This is a genomic window from Chryseobacterium sp. OSA05B, assembly GCF_019970065.1.
Taxonomy (GTDB): Bacteria; Bacteroidota; Bacteroidia; order Flavobacteriales; family Weeksellaceae; genus Chryseobacterium.
On sequence record NZ_JAHXYH010000001.1, the window covers coordinates 847,446 to 870,138 of the forward strand.

22 protein-coding genes are annotated in these 22,693 nt (G+C 36.7%); 5 read left to right on the plus strand and 17 right to left on the minus strand.

What is annotated here, in order from left to right:
• Positions 1–23: 23 nt before the first annotated feature.
• The 4 genes from lpxA to LC419_RS03800 all read right to left on the minus strand — a co-directional run bounded on the left by lpxA (position 24) and on the right by LC419_RS03800 (position 4,539).
• Positions 24–818 carry an acyl-ACP--UDP-N-acetylglucosamine O-acyltransferase gene (gene lpxA, locus LC419_RS03785; protein WP_223606093.1) on the minus strand — a complete coding sequence of 265 codons (795 nt, stop codon included), beginning with the start codon at positions 816–818 and terminating at the stop codon, positions 24–26.
• Positions 819–2,216 carry a bifunctional UDP-3-O-[3-hydroxymyristoyl] N-acetylglucosamine deacetylase/3-hydroxyacyl-ACP dehydratase gene (locus LC419_RS03790; RefSeq protein ID WP_223606094.1) on the minus strand — a complete coding sequence of 466 codons (1,398 nt, stop codon included), beginning with the start codon at positions 2,214–2,216 and terminating at the stop codon, positions 819–821. It lies immediately after the preceding gene.
• Positions 2,209–3,240 (minus strand): UDP-3-O-(3-hydroxymyristoyl)glucosamine N-acyltransferase, encoded by a 1,032-nt coding sequence (lpxD, locus tag LC419_RS03795; protein ID WP_034729171.1) that lies wholly within the window; start codon positions 3,238–3,240, stop codon positions 2,209–2,211. Before lpxD ends, LC419_RS03790 begins: the two co-directional genes overlap by 8 nt.
• A gap of 72 nt (positions 3,241–3,312) precedes the next feature.
• On the minus strand, positions 3,313–4,539 hold the full coding sequence (locus LC419_RS03800) for an HD domain-containing protein (protein ID WP_223606095.1): 1,227 nt from the start codon (positions 4,537–4,539) through the stop codon (positions 3,313–3,315).
• A 210-nt stretch (positions 4,540–4,749) separates the two neighbouring features.
• Between LC419_RS03800 and LC419_RS03805 the strand changes: the two genes are divergently transcribed.
• The 5 genes from LC419_RS03805 to LC419_RS03825 all read left to right on the plus strand — a co-directional run bounded on the left by LC419_RS03805 (position 4,750) and on the right by LC419_RS03825 (position 10,200).
• Positions 4,750–5,523, plus strand: coding sequence for an NYN domain-containing protein (locus LC419_RS03805; RefSeq protein ID WP_223606096.1), 774 nt, complete (start codon positions 4,750–4,752; stop codon positions 5,521–5,523).
• 179 nt (positions 5,524–5,702) lie between these two features.
• A complete protein-coding gene (locus tag LC419_RS03810) occupies positions 5,703–7,346 on the plus strand; it encodes a S41 family peptidase (RefSeq protein ID WP_223606097.1) in 1,644 nt (547 codons plus the stop codon).
• 133 nt (positions 7,347–7,479) lie between these two features.
• Positions 7,480–9,024, plus strand: a complete 1,545-nt coding sequence (locus LC419_RS03815) for a bifunctional response regulator/alkaline phosphatase family protein (protein WP_223606098.1) — start codon at positions 7,480–7,482, stop codon at positions 9,022–9,024.
• A gap of 121 nt (positions 9,025–9,145) precedes the next feature.
• Positions 9,146–9,439 carry a YciI family protein gene (locus LC419_RS03820; RefSeq protein WP_223606099.1) on the plus strand — a complete coding sequence of 98 codons (294 nt, stop codon included), beginning with the start codon at positions 9,146–9,148 and terminating at the stop codon, positions 9,437–9,439.
• Positions 9,436–10,200, plus strand: a complete 765-nt coding sequence (locus LC419_RS03825; RefSeq protein ID WP_223606100.1) for an exodeoxyribonuclease III — start codon at positions 9,436–9,438, stop codon at positions 10,198–10,200. Before LC419_RS03820 ends, LC419_RS03825 begins: the two co-directional genes overlap by 4 nt.
• 63 nt (positions 10,201–10,263) lie before the next feature.
• Here LC419_RS03825 and LC419_RS03830 read toward each other — a convergent pair whose 3' ends face one another.
• From LC419_RS03830 to LC419_RS03890, 13 genes are all read right to left on the minus strand, one after another.
• Positions 10,264–10,635, minus strand: a complete 372-nt coding sequence (locus tag LC419_RS03830) for a septal ring lytic transglycosylase RlpA family protein (RefSeq protein ID WP_034729183.1) — start codon at positions 10,633–10,635, stop codon at positions 10,264–10,266.
• An 827-nt stretch (positions 10,636–11,462) separates the two neighbouring features.
• Positions 11,463–12,197 carry a hypothetical protein gene (locus LC419_RS03835; protein WP_223606101.1) on the minus strand — a complete coding sequence of 245 codons (735 nt, stop codon included), beginning with the start codon at positions 12,195–12,197 and terminating at the stop codon, positions 11,463–11,465.
• Between the two features lie 30 nt (positions 12,198–12,227).
• The gene (locus tag LC419_RS03840; RefSeq protein WP_223606102.1) at positions 12,228–12,836 is read right to left on the minus strand and encodes a hypothetical protein; all 609 of its coding nucleotides are present in this window, start codon (positions 12,834–12,836) and stop codon (positions 12,228–12,230) included.
• A gap of 380 nt (positions 12,837–13,216) precedes the next feature.
• The gene (rimO, locus tag LC419_RS03845) at positions 13,217–14,518 is read right to left on the minus strand and encodes a 30S ribosomal protein S12 methylthiotransferase RimO (protein ID WP_223606103.1); all 1,302 of its coding nucleotides are present in this window, start codon (positions 14,516–14,518) and stop codon (positions 13,217–13,219) included.
• A gap of 95 nt (positions 14,519–14,613) precedes the next feature.
• The gene (rfbC, locus tag LC419_RS03850) at positions 14,614–15,159 is read right to left on the minus strand and encodes a dTDP-4-dehydrorhamnose 3,5-epimerase (protein ID WP_223606104.1); all 546 of its coding nucleotides are present in this window, start codon (positions 15,157–15,159) and stop codon (positions 14,614–14,616) included.
• Positions 15,160–15,192: 33 nt separating this feature from the next.
• The gene (locus tag LC419_RS03855) at positions 15,193–15,762 is read right to left on the minus strand and encodes a sugar transferase (protein ID WP_223606105.1); all 570 of its coding nucleotides are present in this window, start codon (positions 15,760–15,762) and stop codon (positions 15,193–15,195) included.
• Positions 15,763–15,778: 16 nt separating this feature from the next.
• Positions 15,779–16,915: an aminotransferase class I/II-fold pyridoxal phosphate-dependent enzyme gene (locus tag LC419_RS03860; protein ID WP_223606106.1), complete on the minus strand. Its 1,137-nt coding sequence runs from the start codon at positions 16,913–16,915 to the stop codon at positions 15,779–15,781.
• Between the two features lies 1 nt (position 16,916).
• Entirely contained in the window at positions 16,917–17,558 is a 642-nt protein-coding gene (locus LC419_RS03865; protein WP_223606107.1) for a NeuD/PglB/VioB family sugar acetyltransferase, read from the minus strand.
• 108 nt (positions 17,559–17,666) lie between these two features.
• The gene (locus tag LC419_RS03870; RefSeq protein WP_223606108.1) at positions 17,667–18,341 is read right to left on the minus strand and encodes a PIG-L deacetylase family protein; all 675 of its coding nucleotides are present in this window, start codon (positions 18,339–18,341) and stop codon (positions 17,667–17,669) included.
• Positions 18,334–19,299 (minus strand): methionyl-tRNA formyltransferase, encoded by a 966-nt coding sequence (locus LC419_RS03875; protein ID WP_223606109.1) that lies wholly within the window; start codon positions 19,297–19,299, stop codon positions 18,334–18,336. The genes LC419_RS03870 and LC419_RS03875 overlap by 8 nt, the downstream gene beginning before the upstream one ends.
• On the minus strand, positions 19,292–19,876 hold the full coding sequence (locus tag LC419_RS03880; RefSeq protein ID WP_223606110.1) for a sugar transferase: 585 nt from the start codon (positions 19,874–19,876) through the stop codon (positions 19,292–19,294). The genes LC419_RS03875 and LC419_RS03880 overlap by 8 nt, the downstream gene beginning before the upstream one ends.
• Positions 19,877–19,985: 109 nt before the next feature.
• Entirely contained in the window at positions 19,986–21,485 is a 1,500-nt protein-coding gene (locus LC419_RS03885) for a hypothetical protein (RefSeq protein WP_223606111.1), read from the minus strand.
• Positions 21,485–22,690: a glycosyltransferase family 4 protein gene (locus LC419_RS03890; protein WP_223606112.1), complete on the minus strand. Its 1,206-nt coding sequence runs from the start codon at positions 22,688–22,690 to the stop codon at positions 21,485–21,487. Before LC419_RS03890 ends, LC419_RS03885 begins: the two co-directional genes overlap by 1 nt.
• Positions 22,691–22,693 lie beyond the last annotated feature (3 nt).

Genomic DNA, 22,693 nt, shown 5'->3' on the forward strand with positions numbered 1-22,693 from the left:
TTGTATGCAGTTATGATTAATTTCTAATTGCTTTCCTTAGTAGTTCCGTATCCTTTCACAATACCTCTTGGAGAGTTTTGGATAAACTGAAGAATTTCATCTCTTTCAGCAGTCGGAAGCATTTCTTTTTCAATAAATGCCAAAGCCTGGGAAACGTTCATCTTCATCTGGAAGATTGCTCTGTAGATTTTCTGGATTTCAAAGATTTTCTCATTAGAGAATCCTCTTCTTCTTAATCCTACAGAATTGATTCCTGCGTAAGAAATCGGGTCTCTTGCAACTTTTACGTAAGGTGGAATATCTTTTCTGATCAGAGATCCTCCGGAAATCATGGTGTGTTTTCCGATCTTACCAAACTGCTGTACTGCAGATAATCCTCCCATTACGGTAAAATCACCTATTTCTACGTGTCCTGCAATACCACATCCGTTAGCGATGATCACATTATCTCCGATAATACAGTCGTGTGCGATGTGAGAAGTTGCCATAATAAGGCAGTTGCTGCCGACTCTGGTAAATCCTAACGCTTTGGTTCCTCTGTTGACCGTGACACATTCTCTTAAGGTAGTACTGTCTCCAATAATGGTGTGTGTATCTTCACCGTCAAATTTAAGATCCTGTGGGATCGCAGAAATTACAGTTCCCGGAAAAATTTTACAATCCTTTCCAATTCTTGCTCCATCCATGATGGTCACATTCGGTCCGATCCAGGTTCCTTCTCCTATTTCCACGTCCCCTGCAATTGTAGTAAAAGGTTCTACAATAACATTTTTGCTGATTTTTGCGCGTTTATCTACGGCGGCTAATTGATGAATCATTTAATCAACTTTATTTTTTGCAACTTGAGCCATTAACTCTGCTTCTACAACCACTGTACCGGCTACATATCCATATCCCTGCATATGTACGATACCTCTTCGGATGGGCTCTATCAATTCAATTTTGAAAATAATAGTATCACCAGGAACTACTTTTTTCTTGAATTTCACTTTATCAATTTTGATAAAATAAGTAGAATAATTTTCCGGATCCGGAACACTTGCCAATACAAGGATACCTCCCGTCTGTGCCAAAGCTTCTACCTGAAGAACTCCAGGCATTACAGGCTCTTTAGGGAAATGTCCCACGAAGAAAGGCTCATTCATGGTCACATTTTTCAGACCTACTACATGAGAATCTGAAAGTTCAAGAACTTTATCGATCAGTAAGAACGGAGGTCTGTGCGGCATAAGACGCATAATTCCGTTGATATCAAATACAGGTTCTTTGGTAAGGTCAAAATCGGGCACGTTTTTCTTTTTCTGAAGTTTCCACTGACGGTTCAGTTTTTTTGCAAACTGGGTGTTCACAAAGTGTCCCGGTTTGTTTGCAATGACTTTACCTTTTATTTTTACACCGGCTAAAGCAAGGTCACCAATTACATCAAGTAATTTATGTCTCGCCGCTTCGTTCGGATAGTTTAATGTAAGATTGTCCAGAATACCGTTCGGTCTGATTGAAACATTGTCTTTCCCGAAGGCTTTTTTCAATTTTTCTGTAGTTTCAGGTGTAAGATCCTTGTCTACGTAGACAATCGCATTGGAGATATCTCCTCCTCTGATCAATCCGTGATCCAGCAACATTTCCAGCTCATGTAAAAAGCTGAATGTTCTTGCAGAAGAAATTTCGTCTTTAAATTCTGAAATATTTTTAAGAGTGGCATTCTGAGTTCCCAATACTTTGGTTCCAAAATCTACCATGGTAGTCACTTCATAAGTATCTGAAGGAATAATCGTAATTTCTGATCCGGATGCAGGGTCTGCATAGCTCAAAACTTCTTTGATCACCAGGTATTCTCTGGCTATATTCTGCTCTACGATGCCTACACTTTCAATAGCCTCAACAAAGAATTTTGATGATCCATCTAAAATGGGAGGCTCTGAGGCATCCATTTCCAGAATAGCGTTATCTACATCACAACCTACCAGCGCAGCCAAAAGGTGTTCACACGTAGTAATTTTTACGCCCAGTTTTTCTAATGTTGTTCCTCTTTCTGTTGCTACTACATAATTAACGTCAGCTTCTACCTGAGGATGTCCCTCCAGATCTGTTCTTACGAACACAAAACCGGTATTTTCTTTAGCAGGTTTAATGGTAAGTTTTACTTCTTTACCAGTATGAAGGCCAATTCCAGAAAGCGTTACTTCTTCCTGGAGTGTTTTTTGCATATCACTCATTAGTTTTATCTTTTGAGGTATCCTCAAGATTATTTATTCTTCGTACAATTTCAGTGAAATTTCTGAAATGAACATAGTTTCTAAGATAGTCATTGTAGCTGATCGCGGGAGATCCGTACAGCGTCTCTTTATCATTCACGCTTGAATTCACCCCACTTTGAGCCTGAATTTTCACCTGGTTGCCAATTTTGATATGGCCTACCACTCCTACCTGTCCTCCAATCTGGTTCCAGTCTCCGATGGTTGTAGAACCTGCGATTCCGGCCTGTGCTGCAATAACGTTGTTCTGACCGATCTTCACATTATGAGCGATCTGAATCAGATTATCGATCTTCGTTCCTTTTCCGATGATGGTGGAACCAATAGTAGCTCTGTCGATGCTACAGTTTGAACCGATTTCCACATCGTCTTCAATGATCACATTACCTAGCTGAGGAATCTTTTTGAATCCTTCAGCGGTGGGCTGAAAACCGAATCCGTCGCCACCCACAACCGTATTGGAATGGATCACACAATTATCCCCGATAATACAATAGTCATAAATTCTGGCACCACTGTCAATTTTACAATTTTTACCGATCTTTACTCCCTTACCGATATACACATGCGGATAAATCTGCGCCCCTTCTCCGATCTTAGCTTTCTCCGAAACATAAGTAAATGCCCCGATGTACGCTTTATCACCGATCACAGCAGTTTCATGAATAGAGGAACCGGTTTCGATTCCCTCTTTTCTTCCCTGCATTTCCTGATACAGATTCATTAAGATCTGGAAAGAAAGATAGGCATCCTTTACAACAATTAAGGTAGGATTATAATTAACTTTATCTATAAGTTTTTCCGAAACAATAATAACGGAGCATTTTGAGGTATCTAAAAAATGTGAAAATCGATCTTGTGCTATAAAAGAAAGATGCCCTGATTCACCATTCTCAATTGGTGAAACCCCAGTAATAACCGTACTTTCGTCGCCTATTATTTGTCCGTCAATAAAACTTGCAATTTGCGAAGCTGTAAATTCCATATTCTGCAAAGATAAGAAATTCTGTAATTCGCAAACATTTTTTGATTTTAGGAACGTGAATTTTAATACTATTTAAGAAATTATGTTGGAAATATCCCTTGGAAATGTGAGAATATACCTGGCCGTCTTATGGACCATAAGCCCCGACAGCAGCTGGTCCTGGGACTCTTCCAGCCTTATCTTTTTACCATCTTTCTGAAGAAGGTAAATCGGCTGCTTTTCGGTATCATACGGCAGTAATTTTCTTTTTATCTCATGCACAAGCTCCTTTCCATTATCGATTCCGAAAAATTCATTGGTCTTTTTTATTTTTTCTTCAATAAATTCCGGATCAAAAGGACGCGTTGAAATTACCGTTTTGGGAAGATTTCGCTGAATGACGCACTTACACCAATAGGAAAGGATAAAGTCGTCAGAAGTCTGCCAGGATTTCATGGCATGAATTATATCATTATCATCAAGCTGGTTAAACCGATAAATATCCTCATCAGTCGCTGAACTTTTTGCGCGGTGCAGAAAATACTTCAGATTCTCCCCTGCCGGCAGATCCATACCCTGCGAAACCAGATATTTTGCTCTCTCCAAGATCTTAACCAAAAGAAACTCAGCCAGTGCCGATGTTTTATGATAATACACCTGCCAGTACATAAACATTCTGGCCGTCAGAAAATTTTCAATAGAATAAACGCCTTTAGCATCAATGACCAATTCGCCTTCACTGCAGACATTCATCATGGAAATAATTCTCTGGGTATTAATATTTCCTTCTGAAACACCTGTAAAAAAACTGTCTCTATTTAAATAATCCAGTCTGTCAACATCAAGCTGCGAAGAAATAAGCTGGTTGAAAAATTTTCTATGGTATTTCCCCTGAAACATTTCGATCGCTACAGAAAGCTGCCCTCCAAATTCTTCATTTAATTTATTCATCAGTAACAGCGAAAGTTTTTCGTGGTGCCAGTCGTCCATCAGCATATTTTCCAGAGCGTGGGAAAACGGTCCGTGTCCGATATCGTGCATCAGAATCGCAAGCATAGCCCCTTTTTCTTCCTCTTCGGTGATCTTAATTCCTTTCTGACGCAGGGTTTCCAATGCGGTAAACATCAGATGCATTGCTCCCAGTGCATGATGAAATCTTGTATGCGTAGCTCCCGGAAAGATGAGATTCAAAAGTCCAGTCTGACCTATCCTTCTCAATCTTTGAAAATAGGGATGTTCTATGACGTCAAATAAAATTTCGTGTGGGATTCTGATGAAACCATGAACGGGGTCGTTGATGATCTTTAGCTTATTCTGCATTGAAAGGTAGATATTAGTAAACAAAGTTAGGGATTTTAAATTTTAGCCTTATTTAATTTTCATTCATAATCATCTTAAAACTAACCAGAATCAAAAAAAAAAGGAATAAGTCCGGTCATCTCATTAAATTTAAGTATATTAATTTTTAAAATTATTCCTGCCATAAATTAATTAACATGAATAATTACTTTTCATCCAACACGCTAAACTATGAGTGACAAAAAATTTAATATTGCTATTCTTATTGATGGTGACAATGCTCAGGCTAAATTGTTAAAAGAAACCATTGAAGAGGTTTCAAAATACGGCAAAGCTACGATCAGGAGGATTTATGGAGACTGGACCTCCCAAAGTATGAATTCCTGGAAAGATCTTGTCAATCTCTATTCCATCAATCCTATTCAAAAATTCTCATATACCAGCGGGAAAAATTCAACGGATGGAGCCATGATTATTGATGCTATGGATATTTTGCACGGGAAAAGTGTTGAAGGCTTCTGTATCGTATCAAGTGACAGCGACTATACCGGTCTGGCCAAAAGGATCCGTGAGGAAGGCCTTTTTGTCATGGGTATCGGAGAGAAAAAAACGCCTGAAGCTTTTGTGAAATCCTGCGATATATTTACTTATACTGAAAATATCACCCCTAAAATAAAAAAGGAATCAAAAGCTGAAAACCAAAAGGTCAAAGAAAACAAAAGTAAAGATCCTGTAAAAAAAGAAGCTGTTACTCCTAAAATCCCTGAATTTCAAAGTTTTTTATCCAGGAAGGACGAGGAAACTATCGCAAAAGCATTTGAAATTTCTGCCAATGAAAATGATATGGCTTTTATTTCTACCCTAGGTACCAATATCAGAAAGATCGATCCCAGTTTTGACTCCAGAACCTATGGGTATTCCACTCTATCAAAATTATTTGATGACCTGCCTCATTTTGAAGTGGTGAGAAATGAGACGAACCATCCGTTAGTGAAAAAAAAATAGGTCTTATCAGCAACCGTCATTATAATTGACATTCAAATCCATAAGACCATTCTGATCAAAAATATAAAACGTCCTTCAGCAAGCTTTTACAATTTTTTATGAAGCTTACTTATGTTACGCTTTGCGTGATATTGGTTTTACATTTACCTTTGATCGCTTTAATAAACTAGTATCCCTTCATGAAAAGCTTATTCATTTTCATCATATGCTTTTTAAGTATCCCCTTTTCTGCACAAACTTTATCTGAGACTCAAAAACTGGAGTCGCTCTGTAAAGTCTGGGGATTTTTAAAATATTACCATCCTCATGTGGCAAAAGGAGACTTTGAATGGGATCAGGAGCTTTTAAAAAAGATAGACGAACTTGACCATATCCGTAACAAAGATCAATTGAATGAATTGTATTTTAAATGGATCAATAACCTCGGGAAAGTTGATGAATGTAAAAAATGTTCGACGGAGAATAAAGAGAAGGTTTATTTTCTGAGAAATTTTGATCTGGGCTGGATGAACGATAAACACTTGTTCAATGAAAAAGTAAGTCGTCAGCTTTTGTTTATTCAAAACAACAGAAATCTCGGAAGTAATCATTACATCGGAAATGGCGGAAAAAAGGTTTATTTCAAAAATGAGAATTCATACGGTTCAAAATTTACGACCAAACAGACGAGCCTGTTGGAACTTTTCAGATACTGGAATCTGGTAGAGTATTTTTTTCCTTATAAGTATCAGACTGATCAGAACTGGAATGATGTCTTAACCGAGATGATCCCGAAATTTCTCAATGTCAATACTGACGAAAGCTATCATCTTACGCTCGCTGAACTGGTGACCAAAGTGGATGACTCCCATGCTTTCCTGTATTCCCCTTTAATCAATGCCCATCAGTATGGGAGAAGAAAAGTTCCTGTAGAATATACATATGCGGAAGGAAAACTGGTGGTAACCAAGATTCTTCCCAATAAATTCAACGAAGAAATTCCTCTGAAAAAGGGCGATGTCATTTATGATCTGAATGGCCGGACCATCCCGCAAATGGTGAACAGTTTTGGAAAATATGTTCCTGCCTCCAATTCCTGGGGGAAAATTACAAAAGTAAAAAGCCTTTTTCTTTTCAGCAATAATGATTCTATTACGATTAAAATTGAACGGAACGGCCAGAATCTGAGTTTGACAACTCCAACCTATCTTCTCAAAGATATCGTCTGGGAAAAACCAGCAGCTATCCAAAAATGGAAGTTTCTGGATGCAGAGCAAAAGACAGGGTATGTGAATATGGGGATCATTGAAAAGAGTGATCTGGACGATATGTACAGGGAACTAAAATCTGCAAATTCCATTATTTTTGATCTGAGAAATTATCCCAAACAGACGATCTTTCCTTTAAGCAGGATGATTCTGCCGGAAAAATCAATTTATTATCAATTTAATTTTCCGGAGACCGATTATTTGAGTAAATTTTATAGCGCAAAAAACACCATCGGCAGAAAGAACCCGGACTACTATAAAGGAAACGTAGTGGTTTTGGCAGATGAGAATACGCAGAGTCAGGCAGAGACTACCACTATGATGTTTAAGCAGCATCCGAAAGCAAAAGTCATTGGCAGCAACACGTCAGGGGCCAATGGTGACATCATCAGGTTTAAAATTGCGGATCTGGATACCTGCTTTACAGGATTGGGTGCCTATTATCCGGATGGAAGGGAGACCCAGAGGATAGGAATCATTCCTGATATTGTGGTAAAACCTACGGTAAAAGGCGTACAGGAAGGAAAAGACGAAGTTCTGGAAAGAGCTTTAGAATATATAAAGACCGGTTTTTAAATAGATTAAATAGAAGTAATGATTCACCGGATTTTCATTTAACTAATATTTAACTATTATTCTCTCTAATTTGTGAGAATTTAAAAGGAATTGGTCAACATTTTGATACAATAACCATGTAAAAAATTAAATTATGTCGGAAAAGATATTATGGATAGATGATGAAATAGATTTACTCAAACCCCATATCGTATTTTTAGAAAAAAAAGGTTATCATGTAACCCCTGTTAATAACGTGAACGAAGCTCTGGAATTAATGGATTCAGAAAAGTTCGCGTTAACGCTTATTGATGAAAATATGCCCGGCATTTCGGGACTGGAAGCCATTCCCATGATTAAGGAGAAAGACAACTCTTTAAAGATCGTGATGGTCACAAAAAGTGAGGAGGAACATATTATGGAAGAAGCCATCGGATCTCAGATCGCTGATTACATTCTTAAGCCTGTAAATCCTAACCAGATTTTACTATCACTAAAAAAGAATCTGCAGGAGGACAATCTTGTGGAGCAAAAAACAATTCTTCAGTACCAGCAGGAATTCAGAAACCTATCTATGGAGCTTTCTTATCTGAGAACCTATCAGGAATGGGCAGAATATTATAAGAAGATATTAAGCTGGGAAATTAAGTTTGATAAGGTAGCAGATAATGAATTTGCAGATCTATTGCAGTCGCAGAAAGAAGAAGCCAATATTCAGTTCGCTAAATTCATTGAAAAAAATTATGAAGGCTGGCTTACGGATTCCGACAAACCGATGATGAGCCACACGCTTTTCAAAGAAAAAATCAAAACTGAAGTAGAAAAAGAAAAAGTTCTTCTTCTGATGGTGGATAACCTCCGTTATGACCAGTGGAAAGTGATCGAACCTTTATTTACAAAATATTACAATAAAGTTTCGGAAGATTATTATTACAGTATTCTTCCTACGGCTACCCAGTACGCAAGAAACTCCTTCTTTGCAGGCCTTATGCCGTCTGAGATCGAGAAACGTTTCCCGGAAAAATGGTTCAATGATAATGAAGAGGGAAATAAAAATGAATTTGAGCGTGACTTCCTGGATGACCAGATGAAGAGAATCGGTCTGGGATCTAAATCAATGAAATATCTAAAAGTTTTGAATGCAGATTTTGAGCGTAAGATTTATGATGATTTCAACCAGCACAAGAACAACGATCTATTGGTCATTGTTTACAACTTTATCGATATCCTTTCACATGCTAAGACGGATAATCATATTGTAGATCAGCTGATCCGTGATGATAAAACGTTCAGATCTCTTACCTATAACTGGTTTGAAAATTCATCGATTTTAAAAATCATTAAGTTAGCAGCAGAAAGCGGATACAAACTTGTGATCACTACAGACCACGGAACGGTGTACGTAAAAAGACCTAGTAAGGTAGTGGGTGACCGTGAAACATCAACGAATATCCGTTATAAAACAGGAAAAAGCTTAACCTACGACGACAGCGATGTGTGGGCCATCACCAATCCTGAAAAACTGTTCCTGCCTAAAGGAAATTTAAGTTCAAAATATATTTTTGCTAAAAACAATATTTTCCTGGCTTATCCTAAGAATTACAATCATTTTGTAAATTACTATAAAGAAACCTACCAGCACGGTGGAATCTCATTGGAGGAATGTATCATTCCTATCAGCATTTTAGAACCCAAGTAGTTTTTTTCATAGTTTATTTAAAATTTTGGGTTTAAGGCGGCAAAAATCGAATGATTTTTGCCGCTTCTTTTTTACAGCTCTTTCAATAATCTTAAAGAGTTTCTATCTTAGCAAAAAAACAATGTTTATTATTTCGCTGACGTACAAAACTTCACTTGAAGATGTAGAACATTTCATTCCAGAACACAATGATTTTCTAGACCAACACTACACTGCCGGGCATTTTATTGCTTCAGGAAGAAAAGAACCGAGGAACGGAGGAATAATTCTTGCCAATGCCGGTTCTAAGAATGAAGTTGAAGAAATCATCAGCAAAGATCCTTTTTATATTCATCAGGTAGCAGATTATGAAATCATTGAATTTATTCCATCAAAATACAACGAAAACTTTAAATTTTTTATAACAAACTCATGAAGTTAATCACCTATAATGTCAACGGAATCAGGGCTGCCTTTACGAAAGATTTCTTAGGCTGGCTGAAGACTGCTGATCCGGACATCGTCTGCATTCAGGAAAGCAAAGCGGGAAACGATCAGATCGATATCGAAAGCCTTGAAAAAATCGGTTATCACAGTTATTGGCATTCCGCAGTAAGAAAAGGCTACAGCGGCGTCGGAATTGCGTCTAAAATCAAACCGAGTCATGTGGAATACGGATGTGGTATAGAAAGCTATGATAATGAAGGCAGGATCATCCGTGCGGATTTTGACAGCTACTCTGTGATTTCAGTCTATGTACCTTCCGCAAGTAATATTGAAAGGCTGGAATTCAAAATGCAGTTCTGCCATGATTTCCTTACTTATATAAAGGAGCTGCGCAAAACGATCCCTAACCTTATTATTTCGGGAGATTTTAATATCTGTCACCAGGCGATCGATATTCACGATCCGATTCGTTTAAAGAACGTTTCCGGCTTCTTACCGATGGAAAGAGAATGGATGACCAGCTTTATCGAAGAATGTGAGCTGATCGACAGTTTCCGTTTTTTTAATAGCGAACCGGATAATTATACGTGGTGGAGCTACAGACAGAATTCGAGGGCAAAGAATAAAGGCTGGAGACTGGATTACAATTTTGCCACTTACACGCTTAAAGATAAGCTCTCAAGAGCAGTGATATTAAAGGAGGCCGTTCATTCCGACCACTGTCCTGCTTTATTGGAATTCAATATATAGAAAGGAGTACAAAAGTAAAAAGCCAGCTGAATCAGCTGGCTTTTTTAAATTTAAATCATAAATTTAGTCGACAATTTCATATTCAACCGGAATAGTACCATGACTGATATCTCCGATTTCATCGAACGCGGCTTTAGAAATATCTAATGCTCTTGATGCATGGAAAGGTCCTCTATCATTAATCTTCACTATCACCTGTTTTCCATTGTTCAGATTGGTAACTCTAATATTAGTTCCAAACGGAAGCGTTCTGTTTGCAGCGGTGAACTTTGAATTACTAAAAATCTCTCCGCTTGCTGTTTTTCTACCATTAAACTTATCGTGGTAGTACGATGCATAACTTGTTTTCTTCGCATCTAAGGTATTACCTGTAAAAGAATAAACACCTAAGGTTGAAATCATCATTATGATTACGAGAATGAATCTTTTCATCATCTTGAATTTTATTGGTTTTGACGGAGCAAAAGTATAAGGAATGTTGTAAAGTCCCTACTCCATATGTTAAAAACCGTTAACGAAAACAAAATTATATGTTAACAAAGCCTGTAAGTTCCTATTAACAGGGGTTTTAGACTACACTGTTAAAAAACGTTAAAAAAACGGGCCAAAAGTTAACATAATTAACTTATTATCGAAAAAATTCAAAATTCAAAAACTAAAAATGACTGATAATCAACATTTTACATAAATTATAAAAATTGAATAAAATCACTTCAATGATTTTAAAATCTAAAAGTTTTAAGAACCTTGATATGCAGAATCACTTGACAGAAGTCTTTTAAGGCTGTATACTGCAATCAGTACCCCTTATTTTAACAATGGTTTTTAACAGCTTCATGAATTTTTCTGTAAAAATCATTTAATTAAACTCCCATTTCCAGATCTGTTTTTTCAATGTTCTCTATTAATAGTAACAAATTGGATACCAAATGAGTTTTCTAATCAACTATAAACTATTATTCTGTGTAAAATAACACCGGGATCAGACGGCAAGATTCAGAGAGAAATATTAATTCTTAGCAGGTAACCTAAAAACGTTTCATTCTGATACCTTATATATAGTATACAAGACAACCCAAATCGAACTCTTGAATAAAGCTGCTTTTTTACCAGAGTTTGAAAGATAAAACCATTTTCCTGGTCCTCGTAAAAACTGGTTTATCTCCCTTTAAATTCAAAGAACATCTATGGCTCTCTTTAAAACAAAAAACCAATGATTGCTCATTGGTTTTATATTTTATACAGTATATAAGGGTTAAATCTTATTTTAAGTATTCTATTACATAGTCATATGTTCCCGAAGGGTAAACAACTGACATGCTTGGTGAACCTGTAATTGCATTTCCTGCACTGGTAGCTACAGTATAAGAGTATAAACTTCTGTCGTAAACAGTGTTTGTACCTGCTTTATAAATTGTAATACCATATAAAGTAGTCATCCCTGTAGGAGCAGGAATATCTACTGCAGTTGAAGTACCTGTAGCGGTGAAAGTTCCTTTTTTAGCAAAAAGTTGTTTATCAACGCCTACTCCTGTATTGATAAGGGTATTTGTAGCTGTTTCAGCAGTTCCAATAGTTACTTTAGGAGAAGTTGAAAGTGGTACCCATCTACCTGTAGAAGTTGCAAATGAATTCGCAACACCCCCTGTTGGGTTTGAGAAATAGTAGTATCCCGGAGTTACACTTGTGGTAATTCCTGAACTTGTATTCCCTGTACCATTATTATAAACAATCATACCATCGTAAGCAGTTGGAAAGTTATCCTCGTCAGTAACAGGAGTGACAAATGTGAAGGTAGTTAAGTTGGTTCTAGGAAAAACGATTCCTTTACCATCATTTGCACTATCACTAAATCCTCCACTACTGCCTGATGCATCTAAAAAAGCACCTTGTCCTTGTATGTTTCCGCTGGCAAAACCATTGGTTCTAACCTGCGCATTCGTATATTGAAGCATTGCCAATGTAGAGGCAAGAGCTAATAAAATTTTTTTATTCATAACTAAGTGTGTCTAAAAATTAAAAATTAATTATTGTGCTGAATATGATTGCCAAGCTGTACCATCATATACAAAACCAAGCCCTCTACCATTAACTGTCATTGAATTAACTGAAGCTGCACTTACTCCATTTACTGTAAGTGTTCCACCTCCAACTTTAACGAGAGTAATACTTCTACCTTTAACCGCTGCACTTACAGGTATTGTAGATAAGTCTGCATTAGTAGTAAGGAATACATAACCATCTAAATCGGCTGCAGATAAATCTGCTCCAGTAGCTGAGGTTCTAACCGGTGTAACTGCATTAGGAGTACTACCACCACCTCCAAAAGGCTTCCATTCAGGAACGGTATTATCAAAGTAGTAGAATCCTGCTCCGGTAATTTTAGCTTTTCTAGCACCAGAGCCGGTTCCAGAAGTAATGTAAACAAGGGCACCGTTCTGAGGAGCACCATAAGTACCAGAGGTATCATCTTTAGATGTTAATTCCGCTGCTGTCATACGAGGGACTAGTAAGGCATCAGGTCTGGCATTATCGGTAGTATTGGCTACTACGTCTAACGTTGAGGAAGGTGTAGTCGTGTTAATCCCTACACGTCCCTGCTGAGCCTTGGAAACTGCCGAAAGGCCAACGAGCATCGTCGCTGTTAATAAAAATTTTTTCATAAGTTTTTAAAGATTTAAATTACATTATTTTCCATCAATATTTCCAAATGGAAGATGCATCTCAACTTGTGCTTATCATTCAGGCTGTTTGTGTTCAGCTTTTATAATCAGGCAACTGCTTGAAGCATTTGATTTTAAAACATTGCTTATTGCGCAAATTTAAGACATAATTTTCAAATTTATTCACATTATATAAAAAAAATAAAATAGTTTTATATAACAAAATAATAACCTATTGAAAATCAACATGATCTATAATTAAGCGATTGTATAATTAGTGTTAAATTTTATTAATATTTTTAATTATTTGTGAAAAAAACAAAATAGCTATGACCGATGTAACTTACAAGTTATCAGATCAATTCTCCGTACAAGTCAAATTCTTCTGCAGACGTTATTTTAACCTCTGCAAACTCTCCGATAGATATGTAAGTTTCATCTGCTGAAACCAGCACTGTATTGTCTACATCGGGGGAATCATACTCTGTTCTTCCAATGAAATAGTTTCCTTCTTTTCTGTCGAATATACATCTGAAAGTCTTCCCAATCTTCTCCTGATTCTTCTCCCACGAAATCTGCGACTGAATCTCCATAATCTCTTCCACTCTTGCTTCTTTCACTTCCTGCGGCACATCATCTTCCAGTACATAAGCGCCTGTATTTTCTTCGTGAGAATAGGTGAAACAGCCTAATCTGTCAAATTTCTGCTCTCTTACCCAATCTTTCAGCTCCTGGAATCTTTCTTCTGTTTCTCCCGGGTATCCTACGATCAAAGTAGTTCTCACCGCCATATCCGGAACTTTTTCTCTGAATTTGGCTAATAAAGCGTTCGTCTTTTCATGCGTTGTTCCACGCTTCATAGATTTCAACAGGTCGGAATTGATATGCTGAAGAGGGATATCTATATAATTACAAACTTTAGGTTCTTCACGGATGATATCCAGAACATCTTCAGGAAAACCGCTAGGGAAAGCATAATGAAGACGAATCCATTCGATCCCTTCCACTTTCACCAATTCTTTTAAGAGTTCTCCAAGGGCACGTTTTTTATAAAGATCAAGACCATAATATGTAAGATCCTGTGCGATAAGAATAATTTCCTTAGTTCCCTTTTTCGCCAGTTTCTGAGTTTCCAAAACCAATTTTTCAATAGGAGTAGAAATGTGTCCTCCTCTCATTAAAGGAATAGCACAGAAAGAGCACGGCCTGTCACAGCCTTCCGAAATCTTAAGGTATGCGTAATGCTTAGGGGTTGTAGTCAGTCTTTCTCCTACCAGCTCATGCTTGTAATCCGCACCCAAATGCTTGAGCAGGATCGGAAGATCTCTGGTTCCAAAGTACTGATCTACATCCGGAATTTCCTTAACAAGATCCGGCTTATATCTTTCTGAAAGACAGCCAGTAACAAAAACTTTTTCGACTTCACCTCTGTTTTTTGCTTCTACATAATCCAGAATTGTATTAATGGATTCTTCTTTAGCATTATCAATAAATCCACATGTGTTGATCACTACGATATCTCCGCGGCCTTCATGAACCACTTCTTTTCCATTAGCTTTCAGCTGGCTCATTAATACTTCAGAATCATATACATTCTTGGAGCATCCAAGTGTAACCACATTGATTTTCTTCTTCCCTACAGATTTTGTGCGCATCGTTTTGATTTTGAGTGTGCAAAGATACAAAATAATAAAAGAGTAGTGACCAAAAAATAAAAACCACTTTAGCAAAGTGGTTTTCAAGGTTTTATTTAAAAGTTTTTCTCTCCGAAACCGGGTGCATTCACATCTTTTTCAGAAAGTATCATATCTTTTTCAGTAATCTTCCAATCTATCATCAGATCCGGATCGTTGAATTTTACGCTCCCTTCCGATTCTTTACTGTAAAAATTGTCACATTTATAAGAAAAAACGGCTGTTTCACTCAGCACGGAGAATCCGTGACCGAATCCTCTGGGAACATACATCTGTATTTTATTCTCTGCTGTAAGCTCTATTCCGAACCATTTTCCGAATGTTGGAGAATCTTCTCTGAGATCTACTGCCACATCCCAAACTTTTCCTTCCAGGCAGGAAACCAGTTTTGCCTGAGCATGCTCGCCTTTCTGCAGGTGAAGCCCTCTGAGTACGCCATAGGAGGATTTTGAGATATTATCCTGAACAAAGTGTCCGTTCATCCCCGTCAGTTCTTCAAATTTTTTCTCATTAAATTTCTCAAAAAAATAACCTCTCTCGTCTTCGAATATAGTGGGTTCTATGATATAACAATCCTTAAGCGGGGTTTCTTTTATTTTCATGTTTCAATAGTTTAAGAAGCTTTGGTCAGTTTTTTAATTTAAAATGGTTACTAATGTTTTCCACAAAATTTTCATATCCGTTTTGAACGACCTGTTCTCCAGATACAACAGATTCATTTTTACTTTGTGAGGAAAAAGAATCTCATCATTATATTTCAAAGGATCGTCCTGGTTATTCAGCAGGGTTTCTTCATTTCTGTATTCTATGCTGGCTTCGCATGTAAGTCCGGGTTTCAATTCAAGTACTTTTCTGTCTGATCCTTCGAGTCTGTCATAATATCCCTCTATATCCGGTCTTGGACCTACAAAGCTCATATTGCCTTTTACAATATTGAACAGTTGAGGCAGCTCATCCAGTTTAAATTTTCTCATCACCATACCAATCCGGGAACAGGTTCTTTTCTTTTTATGAATCGTTCTGAACTTATAGATCATAAACGGTTTTCCATACTGCCCGATTCTTTTTTGGACAAATAATCCTCCGGAAGCTGTATCCATTCCTGCTGTAAGTAATAAAATGATGAGCAGCGGCATCAGGAAAACAATCAGGAGTAATGCTAATATTCCGTCAAAAATGTTTTTCCAATAGGTATACTGACTCATCTGCTGGTCTGGAATATTAGGATGCGAAATAAGACTTAATTACACTGGCAATTCTTTCTCTTTCTTCATCTGACAAATTGGATCCTGAAGGCAAACAAAGTCCGTTATCGAAAAGTTTCTCCGAAACGTTGGTTCCATAGTACGGAGCATTTTCAAAAACAGGCTGTAAATGCATAGGTTTCCACAAAGGTCTTGATTCTATATTATCTTCCAGAAAAGTAAGTCTGAGACTTTCTCTGTCTTTCCCGGTAATTTCGGGATCTACGATGATGGCAGAAAGCCAGTGATTGGAATAATAATCATCAGCGGGCTCGGAAAATACGCTTACCCCGTCTATATCTTTGAAGATCTTTACATAGAAGTCATGCATGGCTCTGCGTGCTGCTACTCTGTCTTTAAGAACTTCCATCTGACCACGTCCGATTCCGGCTACGATATTACTCATTCTGTAATTGAAACCAATATGCGAATGCTGGTAATGGGGGGCATTGTCTCTTGCCTGTGTGGATAAAAAGACTATTTTATCTTTATCTTCCTGGGTGCGACATACTAAGGCACCCCCTCCGGAAGTCGTAATAATTTTATTACCGTTAAAACTTAAAATTCCGAAACGACCAAAGGTTCCACAGCCTCTTCCTTTATAAGAAGAGCCTAAAGCTTCTGCGGCATCTTCAATAACCGGAATCTGATATTCTTCTGCTATGGCTATAATTTCGTCCATTTTTGCAGGCATTCCGTAAAGATGTACTACAATGATGGCCTTAGGTTTTTTACCCTTTTTTATTCTGTCTTCTATTGCTTCTTTCAGGGCTTTGGGGCACATATTCCATGTATCGGATTCACTGTCTATGAATACGGGTAATGCACCACAGTATGCAATAGGATTTGCTGAAGCTGAAAACGTCATGGACTGACAGATCACCTCATCTCCATACTGTACTCCGCATTCTATAAGGGCTAAGTGAAGGGCAGCCGTTCCTGCTGAAAGTGCAGCTGCTTTTACATTATTTCCTAAAAACTGCTCCAGATCATTTTCAAATCCGTTTACGTTTGGTCCCAAAGGAGCTACCCAGTTTTCTGCGAAAGCTTCGTTGATATATTTTAGTTCGTTTCCGCCCATGTGGGGAGAGGAAAGCCATATTTTATTTTCCATATTAATCATTGAATTTTATTGGTTTTGCTGGAATTCCAACTGCGGTACAGTTGGCAGGAAGGCTTTTGTAAACAACCGCACCTGCTCCAACTATTGTATTCTCTCCTATTTCAAGAAGATTGATAATTTTTGCACCAGTACCGACATATACAGCTTCATTGATTATCACTTCTCCCGAAATATTTACCGTCGGCATAAATGAACTGTACTTTTTTATTTTTGTATCATGTCCTACAGTACAGGAAAGATTAAGGATGACAAAATCTTCAATTTCAATATCTATCGTAATGATAACCCCTGCACAGATAATGTTTCCTTTTCCAAATTTAACATTATCCTGACCGATAATTACAGATGGATGAATCAGATTGGGAAATTCAATAGTAGGACTAGTAATACTTTCGATAATTTTTTTCTTCGTTTTCGGATCTCCTATGGCAACCGCAATACATAGAGGTTCAGATCCTTCATTAATGTTTTCAATTTTTCCTAAATAAGGAATTCCATTGATAGGATGATCATAATGTTTATCATCATAAAAACCTACCAATTCAAATTGTCTTTCTTTTTGGTTAATATGATCGATTAACATTTTTACTTCACGTCCAAATCCTCCTGCTCCAATAATTGCTATTTTTTTCATATTTAATATTTCTTTTAACGGGCTGCCGTTGTTTTATAAAATTAAGAATCTGATGTCTGAAAACATTTTCGTATGATACAGAAACTATATTATTTTTTTATTTTATGTTTAAGGGATCAACTGACGTTCCACAACAAAAGCTTCCGCTCTTTCTACTCCGACGGTAGCTCCCCTATACATGGCTAATGCTTCAAAAGCCTCTATAGAACGGGAATGTGGAAACTTTTTTATCTGAGATCCAAAAAACTTCATTGCTTCTGTCTTTTTTGCAAAAACATCCGTAACATTTACGAAATGATTTGGTACGAAGGCTTTTTCCTGCATTGGTGTCCATTCTGTTTCAGAAAGAGTTTCATAGCAGTATATATTCAGTACTTTATCTTCACCCTGAGGTCTTGCTGCCACCAGAGAAGCTCTGTAGACAGCTTTATGATCCTGATGAATATCTCCAGGATGTGGCAGATATAAGTGCGTAGGTTTGATTTTCTGAAATACTTTTGAAATTTCCACCGAAATTTTAAACTCAGGAAAAGCATTCAATGCCGGAGCAGGAAATTCCAAGAAGATGGTTTCCTTAACCCCTAAAAACTGATGTGCCGCAACTGCCTCAGATCTGGTGCTTTCTATCATTTCCTGTGAAAACAATTCCGGAGCACCTAATGAAGCATTTGTTGCTATAACTACAGTAACCTCATCTCCAGACTGGATATGTCTGGCAATGGTAGCCCCACATCCTATTATTTCATCATCCGCATGAGGGGCTATTACAACTACTCTATTCATCTTTTAGTTTTTTTAAAATTGATTTTATTTTATAGATTTCGTCTTCAATATTATATCCCAGTTTATCCCCTACATTAATAGGAATAAGAGCATTATCTCTGAAGTTATATTCTTCAATCCAAAGTAACCCCTCACCTGTCTGTATCAGCAGATGCCCTTCTTCGTTTTTAAGCAAGACTCTTCCTATCACCCCTTTAAACTGAATCGCTTTTTCCTGGCGGCAAGACCATACAATCATTTTTTCATCTTTACAGTAGGTATAAGCGCCCGGATGCGGCTTTGAAACAGCTTTCACAAGACGATTGATATAGTGTGCCCCATTGTTCCAGTTGATCAGTCCGTCTTCTTCCTTTCTTATTCCATAGTAAGACGCAAGATGCTCACATTGTGGTATCGGGTTCCAAAATCCTTTTTTAAGTTCCGGAAGCCATTGGTCTAACGCCAAATCAATATTCTTCAATATTTTGATTTCCACATCAGATGCATCATCATTCTCATCTACTTCAAAAATAGACTGTGTAAAAACCGGACCGTCATCTGCCCCTTTCCCCATAAGAAAGAAAGTAGCTGACCCATAAGTTTGTTCCAATGTTACCCAGGCTAAAGGGGCTCTTCCTCTTCCAAGTGGCAGTCTTGTAGGATGAAATCCTATACAACCCAGTTTCGAAACTGAGAACCATTGGTCGTGTAACAGCTGTGAAAAGCCTACAGCAAAGATAATGTCCGGTTGTTTTTCTTTAGCCCAATTTAGATTTTCTTCATCATTGATCCTGGTAAATCCTTTGTAACCAATGTGAAGTTCTTTTGAAAGCACAGACAAATCTGCCCAACCGGAAACTCTGTCTTTATCTTTGGGCTCGTGCCCCAGAACTCCGACAACTTCCAAATCATGCTCTACCAGTTTCTGAATAATCTGTACTGTGGAATTGACAGCTCCAATTACTAATATTTTATACATTAGGATGTTTTATATATTTATCTTCTCCGTTAAGCAGTATCAGAAACGTCTTAAGAATAATTTTCGTATCTAATATAAAGCTTTGATTCTCTACATATTCTCTATCATATTTCCATCTTTCTTCCCATGTAAGGTGGATATTTCCGTTTACCTGAGAAAGACCTGTAAGTCCCGGTACAACTTCTATCCTTTTTTTACCGTCTTCATTAAATTCAGCGAGCTGTCTTGGCAGACAGGGACGCGGCCCTACCAAAGACATATCTCCATTAAAAACATTAATGATCTGAGGAAGTTCATCAATTTTAAAACGTCTTAAATAAAAACCTATTTTAGTAACTTCCGCATCATTTTTCATTATTTCCCTGTCTGCTACCCTTTCTTTATCATACATGGTTCTCACCTTATATATTTTGAATACCTTTCCTTGATACCCCAGCCTCTCCTGAAAAAAGAAAAACTTCCCCGGACTATCAATTTTCACTAATATATAAATGATTACAAACACAGGAAACAGAAACAGAATGACTGATAAAGCCAAAATTATATCTAAAAATCTTTTTATAAATGATTTATACATCGGCTTATGAAAATTTAAATGTGTTTAAAATTCTATATTTTACTTTTTTCTCCTGATAACTCATGAATTCCTATTATATGTTAAAATTACAAATCATTATACAGTTGAATTAATCTTTAGACAGATTCCTGGCATTTCCATCAAATTTATTCAGTTTCATATTTACTGTATTTTCTCTTAAATAAAGTCCAGTCGCAAAATTAAAAATATTGTTCTGTTCAATATCAATCTTCCCTTTCATTCCAAGATTTACAATGATACCATAACCTTTAAAAGATTTATTGGTAGTATTTACTTCATTATTTCTGATAGTAAAGTCATTATTATTAGCTTTATTATCCATCGAATTCAAAGAAATCCCCGTATTAAAAGTATGGATGATATTATCATTGATATATATTTGTTTGTTTCCATATTTATTTTTCAGCATAAAAGAGATTCCTACCGCAGCTTTGGTTCCTTTAATAATATTTTGAGAGATAGATACATCATCGAAATAACCAATAAGTGAGATATTATTATAAGAATTGTTTATTTTATTATTTTTAATTAATATATTTTCTGTTTTTACGTTCTCAAACTGATTTTGAAGCATAATAGCAGAATTAAGACCGGATATCGCAGTAATGGTGTTATTACTAATACTGATATTTCTGAAATTCCGGTTGCCTGCAGTGGTAGAGCTAGTTATTGAAGATGAATCATCCGGATTTTTTATGGTAATAATATTATCTGCAATTACAGTATTTTCTGAACTCCCATTAAATCTCACAGCACCCCACATCACATTACTGATTGTATTTCCCTTTACCGTAATATTATCACAGTCATCATAGAAATCGATAGCGAAAAGACGATGAAGACCCGCATTACTTCTTCCGGCATTATTTATGTAATTATCTATTATATCAACTTTTCCATTAATTTTTCCAAGTCCATAACCGGAAATTGCAGAAATTCCAAAATCAGGGTTATCATACGATTCGTTTTCAAATTTATTTTTGATAATCGATACCGCTCCATTAGGGCTCGAACCTATTACAACATGTTCGATTAAATATTTCTGATTCTGTTTTTTTGAACTGAAGATATTATCGTGAACGGATATCTTTCCAGAGCTTTCTGTAACCTGAACCGAGCGGTTGTATAAGTTTAAAAATTTAGAATTTTTAATTTCTATATTCTGACATCCTTTAAACCCCAATGCACTATTGTAAATATTGGGATAGTCCTTTTCTATATACACCGGCAAAGCTGTCCGGTACATTTCAACATTAATCCCATCAATAACAATATTATTAGAGTTTACAAAGTTTAAAAAGAATCCTGAAAATCTCTTATTTGAATATAAAACAGAGTTTTTAAAAGATAATTCTACATTATTCAGATTTTTAATACTAACTTCTTTATCGAATCCAATAGTATATCCGTCAATTACCCCAACAGCATTTTTTTTAGAAACATCCTGGAGAAACTTAGTCAGTGAAGCAGCATGATCTTTTTGAGATTTCTGTGCATACTGAGAATAGTAAACGACCGGTTTTTGTGCGTATATCATACTGCAGAAAAACAGGAACATTATTAGAATAATCTTTTTTTTACTTGTCATTAGGATTCTATTATTTTGTGATATGATCTGCTTACCTGAAATTCTCTTTCCAGAAATTCAAAACCATTCCTACTCATTGCTTCAAATTCAGTACCATCCATATTGATCATAGTATCCACTGCATCGATCATTGCCGGCAAATCTCCTGAATAAACTGACATTCCGCAGCAATTTTTCACAATATCAGTTCCAACATCTGTATTAGGATCTGTGGCTGCAAGAACCGGCATTCTGAACTCAAGATACGAGAGCAGTCTTGAGGGATAATTCGGGATTGTAAAATCTTTATGTAAGAAAATCAAACCTATATCACAAGCCCGTACCAGCAAATCGTAATCTGCTTTGGGAACGGCAGAAAGCAATAAAGCATTTTTAGGTTTAAAAGTATCAAACCAGCCTTTGATCTTATCGTACTCTGTTCCTGAACCGGCTATCACGAAGAATACATTGTCATCTTCTGATTTTGCTTTTAATGTTTCTATCAGAAAATCTATCCCCTGAGGCTTCCCAAGGTTCCCGCCATAGATAAAGACTTTTTTATCTGTCGGAATTCCGTATTTCGTTCTTAACGCAATTTTCTCCTGATCAGAAGGAGTTTTGGAGGGCTGCAGGCGAATAGAATTCGCATTAATCTCCACCTTTTCCTTTGAAATATATGAATTGTGATTCAGCACAAACTGCACATTGGCTTGAGACATACAACCTATTTTATCTGAAACCTTATACAGCTCTTTTTCTTTTTTCCTGAAATATTTGTACAAAACGCTCTTATCAGACATCAGTTTCATATCTACTGCATTTTGTGGGAAAATATCTTTCAGCAACAGATAAGCTTTGGCATTATCTCTCTTTTTGATGTATTTTATAACCCCCGTAAATGTGATAGGTGGTGTGGAATAAATAACCAGATCAAACTTCACCTCAGAAAAGTGTTTTTTTACTGCCCGTAAAAATAATTTTTCTATAGTCAGAGTGGAAATTCCTTTTTCTATAAAATTAGTTTTCTGGATATTTAAGGTCTTCACATTTAAAAAAACGGCATTGCCTTCTTTTTTTAATGTTGTTTTCTGGTTTTCGCGCCTTTCTACAGGAGATACAATATATACGTGATGCTGATGATCGGAAAACTCCCTCATCAGATCATGATAAATACCGCGTTCCTGTAATGTATTTATTTTCGCTAACGTAAGAAAAAGTATATTCATTCC